The organism is Streptomyces herbicida (assembly GCF_032656585.1).
Classification (GTDB): Bacteria; Actinomycetota; Actinomycetes; order Streptomycetales; family Streptomycetaceae; genus Streptomyces; species Streptomyces herbicida.
In genome coordinates this window covers 163,634-177,261 of record NZ_JAUYWJ010000022.1, presented here as the reverse complement: position 1 = coordinate 177,261, position 13,628 = coordinate 163,634, and the positions used below count along the sequence as shown (strand labels likewise).

11 protein-coding genes are annotated in these 13,628 nt (G+C 69.2%); 8 read left to right on the top strand and 3 right to left on the bottom strand.

Annotation, left to right across the window (positions count from 1 at the left end; all coding sequences use genetic code 11):
- Positions 1–21: 21 nt before the first annotated feature.
- The 3 genes from Q8A52_RS37040 (at position 22) to Q8A52_RS37030 (ending at position 3,115) form a co-directional block, all read left to right on the top strand.
- On the top strand, positions 22–312 hold the full coding sequence (locus Q8A52_RS37040) for a DUF1330 domain-containing protein (RefSeq protein WP_316759745.1): 291 nt from the start codon (positions 22–24) through the stop codon (positions 310–312).
- 174 nt (positions 313–486) lie between these two features.
- Complete coding sequence (locus Q8A52_RS37035) at positions 487–1,257, top strand: SDR family oxidoreductase (RefSeq protein ID WP_316759744.1); 771 nt, start codon at positions 487–489, stop codon at positions 1,255–1,257.
- Between the two features lie 61 nt (positions 1,258–1,318).
- Positions 1,319–3,115: an acyl-CoA dehydrogenase gene (locus tag Q8A52_RS37030; RefSeq protein WP_316759742.1), complete on the top strand. Its 1,797-nt coding sequence runs from the start codon at positions 1,319–1,321 to the stop codon at positions 3,113–3,115.
- Positions 3,116–3,233: 118 nt separating this feature from the next.
- Here Q8A52_RS37030 and Q8A52_RS37025 read toward each other — a convergent pair whose 3' ends face one another.
- Together Q8A52_RS37025 and Q8A52_RS37020 are read right to left on the bottom strand one after the other, a co-directional pair.
- On the bottom strand, positions 3,234–3,446 hold the full coding sequence (locus Q8A52_RS37025; protein ID WP_316759740.1) for a hypothetical protein: 213 nt from the start codon (positions 3,444–3,446) through the stop codon (positions 3,234–3,236).
- Between the two features lie 421 nt (positions 3,447–3,867).
- A complete protein-coding gene (locus Q8A52_RS37020; RefSeq protein ID WP_316759737.1) occupies positions 3,868–5,091 on the bottom strand; it encodes an alpha/beta hydrolase family protein in 1,224 nt (407 codons plus the stop codon).
- Between the two features lie 99 nt (positions 5,092–5,190).
- Here Q8A52_RS37020 and Q8A52_RS37015 point away from each other — a divergent pair, with 99 nt between their 5' ends.
- On the top strand, positions 5,191–5,784 hold the full coding sequence (locus Q8A52_RS37015; RefSeq protein ID WP_316759734.1) for a TetR/AcrR family transcriptional regulator: 594 nt from the start codon (positions 5,191–5,193) through the stop codon (positions 5,782–5,784).
- A gap of 419 nt (positions 5,785–6,203) precedes the next feature.
- Here Q8A52_RS37015 and Q8A52_RS37010 read toward each other — a convergent pair whose 3' ends face one another.
- Positions 6,204–7,490 carry a PAS domain-containing protein gene (locus Q8A52_RS37010; protein ID WP_316759732.1) on the bottom strand — a complete coding sequence of 429 codons (1,287 nt, stop codon included), beginning with the start codon at positions 7,488–7,490 and terminating at the stop codon, positions 6,204–6,206.
- A gap of 333 nt (positions 7,491–7,823) precedes the next feature.
- Here Q8A52_RS37010 and Q8A52_RS37005 point away from each other — a divergent pair, with 333 nt between their 5' ends.
- The 4 genes from Q8A52_RS37005 (at position 7,824) to Q8A52_RS36990 (ending at position 13,450) form a co-directional block, all read left to right on the top strand.
- Entirely contained in the window at positions 7,824–9,197 is a 1,374-nt protein-coding gene (locus Q8A52_RS37005) for an ATP-grasp domain-containing protein (RefSeq protein ID WP_316759729.1), read from the top strand.
- Positions 9,194–11,206, top strand: coding sequence for a PEP/pyruvate-binding domain-containing protein (locus Q8A52_RS37000; RefSeq protein ID WP_316759726.1), 2,013 nt, complete (start codon positions 9,194–9,196; stop codon positions 11,204–11,206). Before Q8A52_RS37005 ends, Q8A52_RS37000 begins: the two co-directional genes overlap by 4 nt.
- Before the next feature lie 8 nt (positions 11,207–11,214).
- Complete coding sequence (locus tag Q8A52_RS36995) at positions 11,215–12,576, top strand: MFS transporter (protein ID WP_316759724.1); 1,362 nt, start codon at positions 11,215–11,217, stop codon at positions 12,574–12,576.
- 634 nt (positions 12,577–13,210) lie between these two features.
- A complete protein-coding gene (locus Q8A52_RS36990) occupies positions 13,211–13,450 on the top strand; it encodes an SMI1/KNR4 family protein (protein ID WP_316759721.1) in 240 nt (79 codons plus the stop codon).
- Positions 13,451–13,628 lie beyond the last annotated feature (178 nt).

The window sequence follows — 13,628 nt, the reverse complement described above, 5'->3', positions numbered from 1 at the left end:
CCCGTTGCGAAAGGGCCCGGCATGCCGGTGTACGCCGTTGCGCAGATAACCATCCACGACCGTGAGCGCTATCAGCGATACGCCTCGCGCTTCATGGAGGTGCTCATCCGTCACGACGGCCGCCTGCTGGCGGCGGACGAGCAGGCCGACGTCGTGGAGGGGCGATGGGATCACGACAAGATCATCATCATGTCCTTCAAGGACCGGGCTGCTTTTGACGCATGGGCCCACTCTCCCGAGTACCAGGAGATCTCCAGGGACCGCGTTGCCGCCACTGACGGGGTCGTGCTGGTCGTCTCGGGCGTCGGGTGAGGCCGACGCCCCTGAGGGATCCGCTGCCGGTCGACTGCGCCACCGTCGAGGGCACGGAGGCAACGGACGGGGTTCCGTCGGCGCAAGGCTTGGAAATCCGCTAAGCGACTGCTTAGTATCTGGCCTGGGGCGGGGAAAGCCTGCCCGTGCCGCCCCTCCCCTCAGGAGTCCACCGTGACCTCACTGTTCTCCCTCTCCGGCAAAACCGCCCTCGTGACCGGCGGTTCCCGCGGCATCGGCCTGATGATCGCCCGGGGCCTGGTCGAAGCCGGAGCCAAGGTCTACGTCAGCTCGCGCAAGGCGGAAGCCTGCGAGGAGGCCGTGCGCGCGCTTTCCGGTCCCGGCCAGGCCGTGGCGCTGCCCGCCGACCTGTCGCGCGAGGAGGAGTGCCACCGACTCGCCGCAGACATCGGCGAGCGGGAGGAGCGGCTGCACATCCTGGTGAACAACGCCGGCGCCACCTGGGGTGCGCCCCTGGACGAGTTCCCGGTCAGCGGCTGGGACAAGGTGATGGACCTCAACCTGCGCAGCCCCTTCCTGCTCACCCAGGCCCTCCTGCCGAAGCTGCGCGCCGGCGGGTCGACGGAGGACCCTGCGCGGATCATCAACGTCGGATCCATCGACGGCCTGCACGTCAGCCCGGTCTCGGCCTACTCCTACGCGGCCAGCAAGGCGGGCCTGCATCACCTGACCCGCGTGCTGGCCAAGGAGCTCGGGCCGCAGGGCATCACGGTGAACGCCATCGCGCCCGGCCCCTTCGAGTCGAAGATGATGGCCGCGACCCTGGACGCCATGGGCGAGGCGATCGCGGAGGCGGCTCCGCTGCGCCGGATCGGGCGGCCGGACGACATGGCGGGCGTCGCCGTCTATCTGGCCAGCCGTGCGGGCGCCTACGTCACCGGCGCCGTCATCCCGGTCGACGGCGGCCTCGGCACCACGGTCTGACCGGCCGACGGCAGCTCCCCTCCCCTCGCACAAGCAACCCGAACCCGAGACGAAGAGGACCATGGCCTCCCTCCTGCTCTCCCGCCGAGACCTCGACTTCCTGCTGCACGAGTGGCTCGACGTTGAATCCCTGACAGCGCGCTCCCGCTTCGCCGACCACTCGCGCGAAACCTTCGACGCGGTACTGGACCTCAGCGAGACGATCGCCGCCCGGCACTTCGCCCCGCACAACAAGAAGAACGACGCCCAGGAGCCGCGCTTCGACGGCGAGCGGGTGCACATCATCCCCGAAGTCGAAGAGGCCCTGAAGGTCTTCGCCGACGCCGGGCTGATCGGCGGGGGCATGGACCACGAGGTGGGCGGCATGCAGTTGCCCAGCGTGGTGGCCAACGCCTGCTTCGCCTGGTTCCAAGCAGCCAATGTGGGAACGGCCGCCTACCCCTTCCTCACCATCGGCAACGCAAACCTGCTGCTGGCCCACGGCACGCCCGGGCAGATCGACACTTATGTCCGCCCGATGGTCGAGGGCCGCTTCTCTGGGACCATGTGCCTGTCGGAGCCGCAGGCGGGCTCCTCGCTGGCTGATGTGCGCACCCGCGCGGAACAGGCCGACGACGGCACCTACCGCCTGTTCGGTAACAAGATGTGGATCTCGGGTGGCGACCACGAACTGACGGAGAACATCGTCCACCTGGTCCTGGCCAGGATCCCCGGCGGCCCGCCCGGGGTGAAGGGACTCTCGCTCTTCATCGTCCCCAAGGTCCTGGTGGGGGCCGACGGGACGCTCGGCGAGCGCAACGACGTCGCCCTGGCAGGCCTCAATCACAAGATGGGGTATCGAGGGACGACCAACACGCTGCTGAACTTCGGTGAGGGCGCCTTCCGGCCCGGCGGGGCCCCCGGTGCCGTCGGCTTCCTGGTCGGGGAACCCCACCACGGACTGTCCTACATGTTCCACATGATGAACGAGGCCCGCATCGGTGTCGGACTCGGTGCCACAGCGCTCGGTTACACCGGCTACCTGCACGCCCTGGACTACGCGCGCACCCGGCCCCAGGGGCGCCCGCTCATGGCCAGGGACGCCACCACCCCCCAGATCCCGATCGTCGGGCATCCCGATGTCCGGCGCATGCTCCTCACCCAGAAGTCGTACGTCGAAGGCGCGCTGGCTCTCATCCTGTACTGCGGGCGGCTGCTGGACGACGAGCGCACCGCTCCGACGGCCGACGAGCGGGCCAGTGCCGGGCTTCTGCTGGACATGCTCACCCCGATCGCCAAGAGCTGGCCCTCCCAGTGGTGCCTCGAGGCCAACAACCTTGCCATTCAGGTCCACGGCGGCTACGGCTACACCCGCGAGTACAACGTCGAGCAGTTCTACCGGGACAACCGCCTCAACCCCATCCACGAGGGGACGCACGGCGTCCACGGCCTCGACCTGCTGGGCCGAAAGGTCGTCATGAACGGCGGCGCGGGGCTCCGCCTGCTCATCGAGACCGTCTCCATGACGACCGCCCGCGCGGCGGCCGCCGACGACCAGGTCGCCGGCTTCGGACGGCAGCTGGACGCCTCCGTCGCCCGCGTCGCCGCCGTGACACGGCGCCTGTGGGAGGCCGGGGACGCCGAGACCGCCCTCGCCAACGCCTCGGTCTATCTGGAGGCCGTGGGACACGTCGTGGTTGCCTGGATGTGGCTGGAGCAGATGCTGGCCGCCGCCGGACGCAGCGGCGCCTTCTACGAGGGCAAGCGCCGGGCGGGTCAGTACTTCTTCCGGTACGAACTGCCCAGGACGGAGGCGCAGTTCGCGCTGCTGGAAAGCCTCGACCGCACCACCCTCGACATGCCCGCGGACTGCTTCTGAGCTTGCCCATCCTTCCAAGCGCGGGTCTGGGCCGGAAGCTGATCGGAAAATCGATGTGTGGGAGGGCAGGGGCAGCATCCGGGCCGCTTGCGGCCCGGATGACGGTGAGACGGGACGGTCAGACTGATGCCGGGCTGAGCGCGACTCGGTGGCCGAGGGCCTGGAGTTGACGGACGAGGTCGCGGGTTTTGCGGGCGGGGTCGAGGTGACGGGGGTGCCAGTCGGCACCGAGCTCCTGGTAGGAGGCGTCCGGGTTGTTGATCAGGTGCCAGGCGACGACGAGTATCGAGCGGGCGACGGCGACCAGAGTCCCAAGACGCTGGAAGCCCATGTCCCGCAGATCCTGCAGAAGCTGAACCTGCCTCAGTCGCCGGACGACCACCGATACGTGTGCTCGCCGTCCTGAAGCACCTACAGGCCACGCGCTGAGTCCTGGCTCGACGGGGCCGCCCTGGTCAGCAAGAAACCCGAGGACGACGCGGTCGACGAAGGCGGTTGTGAACGGTGGTTGTCACGCGACTACTACCCGGCCGCCCTGGACGCCCTCGCCACCTGGACGAATGGGCCGGCGAGAGGCGGACCACAAGGCAGCGCTCGGCTCCAGGATCAGCCCACCTCCAGCACCACCTTGCCGCGCGTGCGCCCGCTCTCGCTGAGGCGGGGAAGCCTCCGCTGCCTGTGCGGGTCACGAGAGGTCCTTCAAGCAGATTCGGACGAGAGGGATTCGCGGCGCTGCCGGGTGGGTCGGGACCTCAGGCGCCGGTGTTGGTGAGGGTGTTGTCGAGCCAGTCGTAGATGCGGGCTTGGGACAGGCGCATGGCGCCGGGGTGGCAGTGGGCGCCTGCGCCTTCTTCGGCGGTGAACACCATCAAGGTCTTGGGGCAGGTGAGGTGGGCGTAGAGCTGTTCGGGCTGGCCCTTGAAGAATTCGTCCTCGGCGGCGTCGCAGACGAGGGTGGGGCACTGGATCCGCTCGGCGATGCCGCCCTGGAGGGTGTAGTCGAGGTAGGAGGCGTTGAACGCGCGGGGGGTGTCGACGCCCATGACGTACATGCCGTGGTTGATCGCCCACCGGGCGGTCGCGTCGTTGGCCATGATCTTCTCGAACGAGGCGTCGAGTTCGGGGGCTGATTCCGCGCGCAGGAGCCGTTCGGCTTCCTTGCGGTCGCCGGGGATGTTCCGGACGGATGTCTGACCGAGGTCGTAGATGCCGTCGACGGCTATCAGTGCGGCCAGGCGGTGTTCGAAGGCCGCGGCCCTGGGGGCGAGTACGCCGCCCATGCTGATACCGAGGAGTGCGATGCGGCTGTTGTCGACCTCGGGGAGGGTTTCGGCGAAGTCCACGACGGGGGTGATGACGTTCTCCCAGTCGGGGCGGAAGACCAGGTCCTGGTGGTGGCGCGGTCCGGGCTGGCCGGGTCCGTCGAAGACCAGCACGGTGTAGCCACGCTCGGCGCCGGCCAGTGCCCCGAAGAAGTGCATCTCCTCCGCGGTGCCGTCGAAGCCGTTGTGCATGATCAGGGTCGGCCGCGGTGTCCCTGAGTCGTCGGCCCGGTAGAGGTAGCCCGGCAGGGTGGTGTCCTCATAGGGGATGCTGACCGGTTCGATGACCGGGGTGAACAGTGCCGCGGCGGCCTGGAAGCGGGCCACGCTGCGGTCGTAGGCGTGGTCGTGGCGGGGGTCGCAGGGGTGACCGTGCAGGAAGAACTCCGCCGAGCGGTAGTAGTTCGAGGCCCGCAGGAATGCGTCCCGGGCGCTGACCGTGTGGCCGGCGTCAAGGGCCTTCTGCGCCTCGCCGGACACACGGTCGGCGGTGGCCAGCCATTCCTTGTGCCAGCTGTTGTAGTCGCCCTCGGTGATGCGCTCGCTGGTGGAGACGACCTCGCCGAAGTCGGCGCCGCCGTAGGCGATGTGGCTCATCGAGCGCAGGGTCTCGTACCAGAACTGGGGGTTGTTCGGAAACAGCAGCTGCTTCATCACACACTCTCCTCAGGGGTTAAGCACGGATCTGTGCTTACGGCAGAACTGTAGACCCGCCTGCACTACGAAGCAAACATCTGTGCTTACGATGTGGGGGTGTCTTCGAAACAACCGACCCCACGCATCCGCAAGAGCCCCGAGCAGGTCCGCTCGGCCGTCCATCAGGCGGTCATCGACCTGCTGTCCGCCCCCGGGGGCGCAGAGCTCACCATCCCCGCGATCGCTCAATACGCCGGGGTCAACCACACCAGCATTTACCGGCGTTGGGGCAGTCGTGAGGCACTCCTGGCCGACGTGGTCACCACCCGCCTCGAACGGGACTGGCCACTGCACGACACCGGCACCCTGCGCGGAGACCTCACCGCCTGGGCGGAAGCGGGGGTGGCGAGCATCCGCACACCCGAAGGCCGCCTCCTCGTACGAGCCGTCGCCCTGTCCATGCCGAGCAGCGGCCACATGCAGGCGGAACGCGCACAGCACTTCCAGCGCCGGCTCCACTCCATTGAGCGCATCCGCGAGCGGGCCGCAGCCCGGGGCGAGAACCCCCCGCCCGTGGAGCAGATCCTCGACCAGCTCATCGCACCGCTCTACCTGCGGGCGATCTTCGGCATCGACCCGCCGGCCTCCGGCTACCCGGAACTCCTCGTGGACAGGCTGCTCGGCACCACAGGTGCGCCGGGCACGGCGTAGGCGTGGCACACCTCACGCTCCGGCGCCCAGGCCCACAGGGTGTTGCAGAAGGCCGCGGGCGCTGCCCCACTCCTCTAGGTGGGGACGGCTGAGCGCTTGTGAGTGGAGACTTTCACCGGACTGCGCGCGGATCGGTTCGGCCGGATTCTGGAAGCGGTCCGGGACCGGGGCGCCGAGGGCCACGGATGGGGGCGTCCGTGGCGGTTGCCGCCCATCGCCGCACCTGGTGACTCAAGTAGCCGGGTCGGGACGTGCTTCGCCCGTGCGGTTACAAAGTCGACCTCCTCGTCGGCAAAGCGGCGCACACCCCGCGTCGCCGGTCAGCACTCTGAGCGGAGAGGTCGGATAGCGGGATGGAAGGAACCGACCGCGCCGGACGCGGCCGCAGGACTTCCGGCCCGGCCGCCGGCTCCGATCGATCAGACCGGGCTGTAGGGGTGCGCCGCCGTCGCGGACCGGGGCGGCCAGGCCTGTGCGGAGAGGATGCCGAGGACATAGGCCCGGGCGACCAGCGCAGGACGGGTCGCGGCACCGAGGAGGACGCGCAGGCGGCTGATGTGGTAGTCGACCGTCTGCCGTGACAGGTGCAGTGTCCCCGCGATGTCGGCGTTGCTGCGCCCGGCCGCCAGCAGGGCGAGTATCCGTACATGGGCCGCGGTCAGGGACGGTTGGGCATGATGACGCAGGCCGAGGTGGGTGCCGACGGCCCACACACCGGAAACGCCGGGTGTCGGGCCGCACACGGTGCGCAGATGGATCCGGGCCCGGCGCTGCCAGCCGTCACGGTCGACGAGTACGGCGTAGGTGTGGGCGCTTCTGCGCCGGCCACTGATCAGGTCGTCCCAGATGCGGTGCAGCTCAGCCCGTTCGGGTGTCTCGGCGAGCAGGGTGTTGGCCGACAGGCCTATCAGGTCCGAGAGGCTGACGCGCAGGGCGTCGGCGACCGCGGCGCCGGCCTCGCTCACCCGCCCATCGGGGGTCAGGCGAACGCACAGAAGCCCACTGCGGTCGCGCAGGGCGTACAAATCAGCCTCGGCCCGGCGTCGTTGATCCAGCACCCGGGTGTAGTCGGTGACGTCGACGTAGATACCGGCCACACAACGCGCCGCGCCCCAACGGACGGGGAAGCGATAGCCGGCCGCGTGCCCGGAGCAGCCGTCGGCGCGCCGGTAGGTGAGGGCGTGCCTGACAGGACGGCCGCGGGTCAGCACCTCCTGGTCCAGGGCGAGGAACCTGACGACGTCACCGGGTGCGTCGACGTCGGAGAGGTGGCGGCCGACCAAGGCGTCGCGCGTGGTGCCGTACAGGTGGGCATAGGCGTAATTGGCCCATAGGTAGTGGCCGGTGGCGTCGCGTACGAACGCCGCAGCCGGGGCGAGATCGGCGAACGAGGCGTAGGGACTGCCGTCCGACCTGTCGCTGACCTCGATCGCCACTCCCCTGCTGCCGCGCCGCGCCGGCCCGTCGCCGAGGACCGGCCAGTTCACATCGAAGGTTCGGCCCTCGAACCGCGCCTGATAGGGGCCGGCGCCGGGTGCGCCGGACGGACCGCCGTGGTCGGCACGGAGGGTTTCGAGGAAACGGCGGGCGGTGCGCTCGTCGTCGAACGCACCGCCCCCGCTGTCGACCACGCTCAGTCCGCTGTCGGCCTCCCACCAGGACACCGGAAGGGACGCGAGTAACGTCTTGAAATCGGCCTCGTCCACGGCCCAACTCCTTCAACCCTGCACGACATCACTTTGGGTGACACCTCATGCGTTACCCGTAGCGTCCGGGGGCATGCGAGAAAGGTGAGCGCCCCTCTTCTTCGCACCGTCGGGGCGCTAGCGCATCACCAAACCTTCACATGGCGCCAATCAGCAGAAGGAGTAGGGCATTTGCCTGAGTGGTTCGTGCTTCAGGGCCTGCTGGAGGCGAGTTGGGACTGGTTCGCTGGAACGAGACGGTGCGGTGGCGGCCGATACTCCAGGGCGCTCGCCGGCCGAACGCGCGGGCGCGGGAAGTCCCCCGCCCGGTGATTTGGAAGGAGTTGGGATTCCGTGAGCAAGGTGCTGTACGTGCATGCCAAGGGCGGACCTCCAGTGGGGTACGCCCTGACGCGGGTGGCCGCAAGGTCCGCGGTGCACCTACTGGCACTCAGCGACCTGCCGGCCGCCGTGGCCGCTGACGCCGCGAAGCTGTGCGCCTCGGTCGTCACCCCCGTGGACGCACCGGGTCGTGACCTGGTCGAGCTCATTACCGCTCGTGCGCGCGAGGTGGGGGCGGACGCCGTCCTCACGTTCTCGGAGTACGCGGTGGTCGCGGTCGCCGAGGCTGCTCGGCAACTCGGACTGAAGGGTGCCGGGCCCGCCGCCGCACTCGCCCGCGACAAACGTCTGATGCGCGCAGCCTGGGAGCGTCGCGGTATACCGCAGCCCCGGTTTCGCACCGTCACCGGCGTCGCCGAACTGAGGCGGGCGGCGATAGAATTGTCATGTCCATTACTATTCAAGTCGGCATGGAGCGCCGGCTCGACCGCCCACCAGATCATCGACAGGCCCGGGGACGCACAGGACGCCTGGCAGCGCTCGCGCGCGGTGATGGCGGAGTCCGCACAACTCGGTTTCGCCGAACTGCACGTTCGCGGCGCATCGGAGGACTTCATCGTCGAGGAGATCGTCAGCGGATGTGCCGAGGAGTGGTTCGACGGCCCCGGCTGGGGTGACTACGTCAGCGTCGAGGGCGTGGTGGCCGACGGAGTCTTCCGTCCGGTCTGCCTGAGCGGGCGGATGCCCACGGTAGTGCCGTTCACCGAGCGCGCCGGGATCATCCCGGCCGCCGTCGGGAGCACGGCTCAGCGCGTGATCGTGGAGCTCGCCCGGCGCGCGGTGAACGCACTGGAACTGGAGAACTGCGGCACCCACACGGAGATCAAGCTGGGTCGGGACGGTCGCATGTGGGTCATCGAGACGGCCGCACGATTCGGCGGCGCGATGACGGTGCCGCAGATCGAGGAGGTCTTCGGCCTTGACATGATCGGCATGTTCACCGACCAGCTCCTCGGCGGTTCACCCGCCTGGCCCGCTCGGGCGTTGACGCCCGAGGATGCCGCGGGTGCGGCCGGATCTCTGGTGGTCCTGGCGGTGCACCGTGACGGCACTCCCTGGTCCCGCCGCCATCTCTGGGACTCCTCAGCAGTCGTCCGATCGGCCCCGGCCGGCGCGGGCAGCACGCTCTCCGTCGTACGCGAGAGCTCGCTGCCGGACGGAACCCCCGTGCCGGTCTACGACCCTGCCGCCGGCGCCAACACGATGGCAGGCCTGTGCGTGTTGTCGGCCGACCGGCCGCAGTCCGTCGTCCGCGACTTCACCGCCCTGATCGACGCGCTGCCGCGCATCCTGCCCACAGACGTCGCCGAGGAGGCACGGGCATGACTCTCGCACCCGACGAGGCCGGCCACCCCGACGCTACGGCCGATCGGACCGTCGTCGGCGCCAACCTGTCGCTGCCACTGTTCCGCACGCTGTCCGGCGTGCTCGCCGGACACCCGTACCTGAAGGTCGTGGTGGACCGCGCCGAGGACACCTGGCATCTGCTCGACACCCGGGTGCACCCCTTTCACGCCGACTACATCGCGACCCGCATCCTCGGCATGACACCGGACGAACTCGACGCGGATCTCGACGAGTTCAACGCATCCGTGTACATGGCGCCGGACCGCCGCTTCCTGCTGGGAGTGCTGTCCCTGCACAGCGACGAGGAGGCCGACGGCTCCGAGCGGCCCTTCCTGGTCCTGGAGACGACCGAGGCGGACACCATGCACGGTGCGCTGCTGGAGGAGTTCCACCACTTCGTGCGCGGCCGGGTGGACGGACGCCTTCCGCTGCTGCTGAAGCCCGCGAACCACGGCCAGGAACACGAACTGGCCTCCATCAGCGAGGCACGGGTTCCCCGCATTCTCAGCCAGGAACTGTTCGGCAACCGGACCCGCACCTGCCTCAACCCGGGCATGGCCGAAGGGCGACTGCGATACTTCCGCAGCCGGGAGGAATACCTAAGCGCCGCCGCGGAACTCGGCTGGGCCGACATCGTCGCGATGGCCTGCCTGCCCGATGACGTGCCCCGCGTCGCCGGGTTCGTCAACACGGCCTCCACCACGCCGCTTTCGCACACCAACGTGCTCGCTTCGGGCTGGGGCATCCCGAACGCCATCATCCGCGACCTGGACGCCGTCGTGCAGCGAGAAGGACTGGACGGTGCGTGGGTCCGCTACCGCGTGCAGGAGGACGCCATCACGCTGGAGAGGTTGTCCTCCCCGCCCGCACTGCGCAGGCCCGTCTGGCACCAGCAGCGCATCCGCCTCGACACACCACGCCTGGGGGACACACCGGTCATGGCTCTGCACCGGCTGCGACGGGCCGACCGCGACAGTTACGGCACCAAGGCAGCCAACCTCGGCGAACTGCACCACGTCCTGGACAGCCGTACCGCCGACCTGACCGCGTACTACGCGCGCCCGCGTCCGCCGCGGCCCGATCTGCTCACGCACCTCGCCTCCCGGCTCGGCGAGCCGGGAGCACCCGTGCAACGGCTTCGCGCCAAGGCGGCCGAACGCGTCGCGGAGACGGTCCGGGCACCTGAGGGCGTAGCGCTGCCGTTCCGCCTGCACGATCTGTTCCTGACCTCGTCGCCGGCGCTGCAACAAGGCATCGGCAAGTTGAAAATGGCGCTCGAACTCGACGCACTCGACGTGATCGACTCGCTGTCCCTGGACCTCCAGCACCTGATGCACAGCACGCCGATGCCCGACGAGGTGGCCCGGGCCGTCACCGGCTCGGTGCCGGGACTGCTGGCCGACGCATCTCGACTGGTGGTGCGCTCCTCCTCCAACGCCGAGGATCTGCCGGGGTTCTCCGCGGCCGGGATCTACGACTCGGTGACGACTGTGCGTGGCCCGGAACAGCTGATGGACGCCGTACGGCAGGTGTGGGCATCGTTGCTGTCACCGCGGAGCGTGCGCCTGCGGCACCAGGTCGGCATTTCCCTGGACGACACCTACATGGGAGTGATCATCCAGAAGTATGTGCCGGCCGACCTCGGGGGTGTGCTGGTGACCTGCAATCCGACCCGTCGCGAGGACTTCCGCAACGTGTACCTCAACTGCTCGTCCGGCTCACCCGAGCACGTGGTCGACGGCACGGTGCTGCCGCACCAATACCTGTACAACACGGTCGAGGGCGGCGGGCGCACGGTGGCCGTCGGCTCGACGGGCGCGGACCTCCCGGCGGACACGCGCACGTCACTGGCGCGGCTGGCGCTGGTGGGGCGCCTGTTGCAGTCCCACTTCAGCGAGCGCGACCCCGATGACGCCCTGGACATCGAGTGGCTCATGACCGCGGGCGGGACGTTCCAGCTGGTCCAGGTCCGCCCCTACGCCCGGTGAGGCGCCGTATGCCCGTCCCGTGGCACCGCGCTCCCCGACCCGATCTGACCCCGACCGCACACCGCGTCATCCGCCTCAACAACGGGTTCCAGCTGTTGTTCAACCTGCTGTGGTGGATGCCGGTGTTCTACGCCTACCAGCGCGACGCGGGCCTGTCGGACGGCCAGATCTTCGGCATCCAGAGCATCTACTACATCGCCTTCTGTCTGTTCGAGATACCCACCGGCGTCGTCGCCGACCGCATCGGTGCCCGTAACTGCCTGCGCGCGGGCGCGATGGTCATGACAGCGGCGAACATGATGCCGGTGCTGGCCCCGTCGTACACGGGCTTCCTCGTCCACTTCCTCGCCATCGCCGCCGGACGCTCCCTCACGTCGGGCGCGGCGAGCGCCTGCCTGTACGACGGGCTGCACGCCGAAGGAGCAGACGACCACTACCTCAGGGCGGAGGGGACGGCGCGTGCCCTCGGGCTCGCCGCCAAGGTCGTGTGCTGGCCGCTCGTCGGACCGCTGATGTCCCTGGCCCCGCAGACCCCGTACGTGCTCAGCGCGGCCAGCGCGGCCGGCTCCCTCGGCTGCGCCCTCGCCCTACCGCGGCTCGCCACGCTCGACACGGACTCCGGGCCGCGCGCCCACGGCCGGCGCAGCGGCACTCCGCTGCGCGACACGGGCGCCGCGCTGCGCACCCTGCGCTCCTCACCGTGGCTGGTCCTGCTCATGGTGCAGGGCGTGGCGGTCTTCACTCTGTCGCGGATCTGCCAGGTCAACCTTTTCCAGCCGGTACTGCTGGAGCACGGCATAGGACAGAGCACCCACGGCGGCGTCCTCGCGGCGATGACGGTGGCCGAGGCGGTGGCCTCCGCGCGCCCGCAGTGGCTGAGCCCTCGGCTGTCGCCCACGGCATGGGTGTCCGCGCTGAGCCTCGCGCTCGCCGTCGCCCTCGCGGGCACCACCGTCGGCGGTCCCTGGGCCGTGGTCGGTTTGTTGTGCGCGTTCGCCTCGATCACCGGGTTCGCCTATCCCGTGCAGCGCAAGCTCATCAACGACGCCATCCCCAAATCCGCGCCCCGTGCCACTCTGCTGTCGGTGGAGAGCATCGTGGACCGCGCCGTGTGTGCGCTGGCCGCGGTGGCCGCAGGCGCGTATCTGGCTGCCGGCCGACTGGACGTACTGCTGTGGCAGTCCGCCGCGGTCACCTGCGTGCTGATACCGGTACTGCATCTGGTGCTGCACCGCATGAGCCGGGCGAGGGCCGCGCGCGGGGGACGTGGAACGCGTGGGCCCGACTCCGTCGCTCAGGAGGCAGGCGCACGACCGCAGGAGGAGCCCGTTGCGCTGCCCGTGGACGAGGGCGCGGCCCTCCGCCCCTGAGCCGCGGCGGGATCGATGGACCCGCATGCCTCGTTGCCACTGCTCTGACCGCACAGACACGTCACGTCGCTGTGCGGTCAAGCCGGTCGGCCTTGGTGAGCCGGGTCTTCGAACACTCTTCGCCAGGCAGGGAGAGAATCCCGGCACGGTGATGGCACGGCACTGTACTCCTCGTCGCCCATCGTGGACGGGCAACCGCTCCTTGCTGAGCCCAGCTTCTGGCCCGCGCACTTGGCCGACCTGTCAGAGGGCTTGCCGCCAGGGGCCTTCGGCTCGGACCCGGACGACGCGGACGCCATGCCGGACAAGCTCCAAAGCCCAGCGACATGGCCAGTGTTCACACTCTTCCACCACGGCCGTGGCCAGATGCTCGACCACATGCTCATCACACGCACTCTCCTGGCTCACCAGCGCGGCTCAGAAATCCACAACAACTCCTTCACGACGAATCCGTCGCCTTCGCCACGGACATCAAGTACCCCGAGTCCGACCACGCCCCCGTCGTCGCCACCTTCGACTTCGACCGACCCCACCGGCGATGAATGAGCTATAGCGAGCCCGGCATCTTCAGCCTCGGTCAGCACGCAGGCGGAGAGCTGGGCGACGGAACAGTCTGTCTCGCTACGCTGCCGCCATGACCGAGGAGATAGCGGCACGGCAAGTCACGGACGCATGGGGGCGGATCGAGGCGTGGCTTCGTGACCATGCGCCCGTGACGCATGCGGCTCTGGGTCCGGGCGCGAGCGCGGAGGAGATTGCTGCTGTGGAGGCGGCGTTGGGGCTCGCCGTTCCGGTGGAGCTGCGGACGCTGTGGGGGCTCGTCTCGGGCGACAACGTCAACGGCGGCGGTTCTGGCTCGCCAATCGCTCCCTGATGCGTCTGGGTGACGTTAGCACTGCCGCCGCACGGCAGCGAACCTAGCGATGCGTGACCCGCCCCACCAAGAGCCTCAGGAGAAGAACCGAAATAGGTCCGAATTCCCTTGCTGAGAACGGGAACTAGAGCATCACCGGGCCCGAAAGGCGGCAGTCACGGCGCCTCGGGGTCCGCAA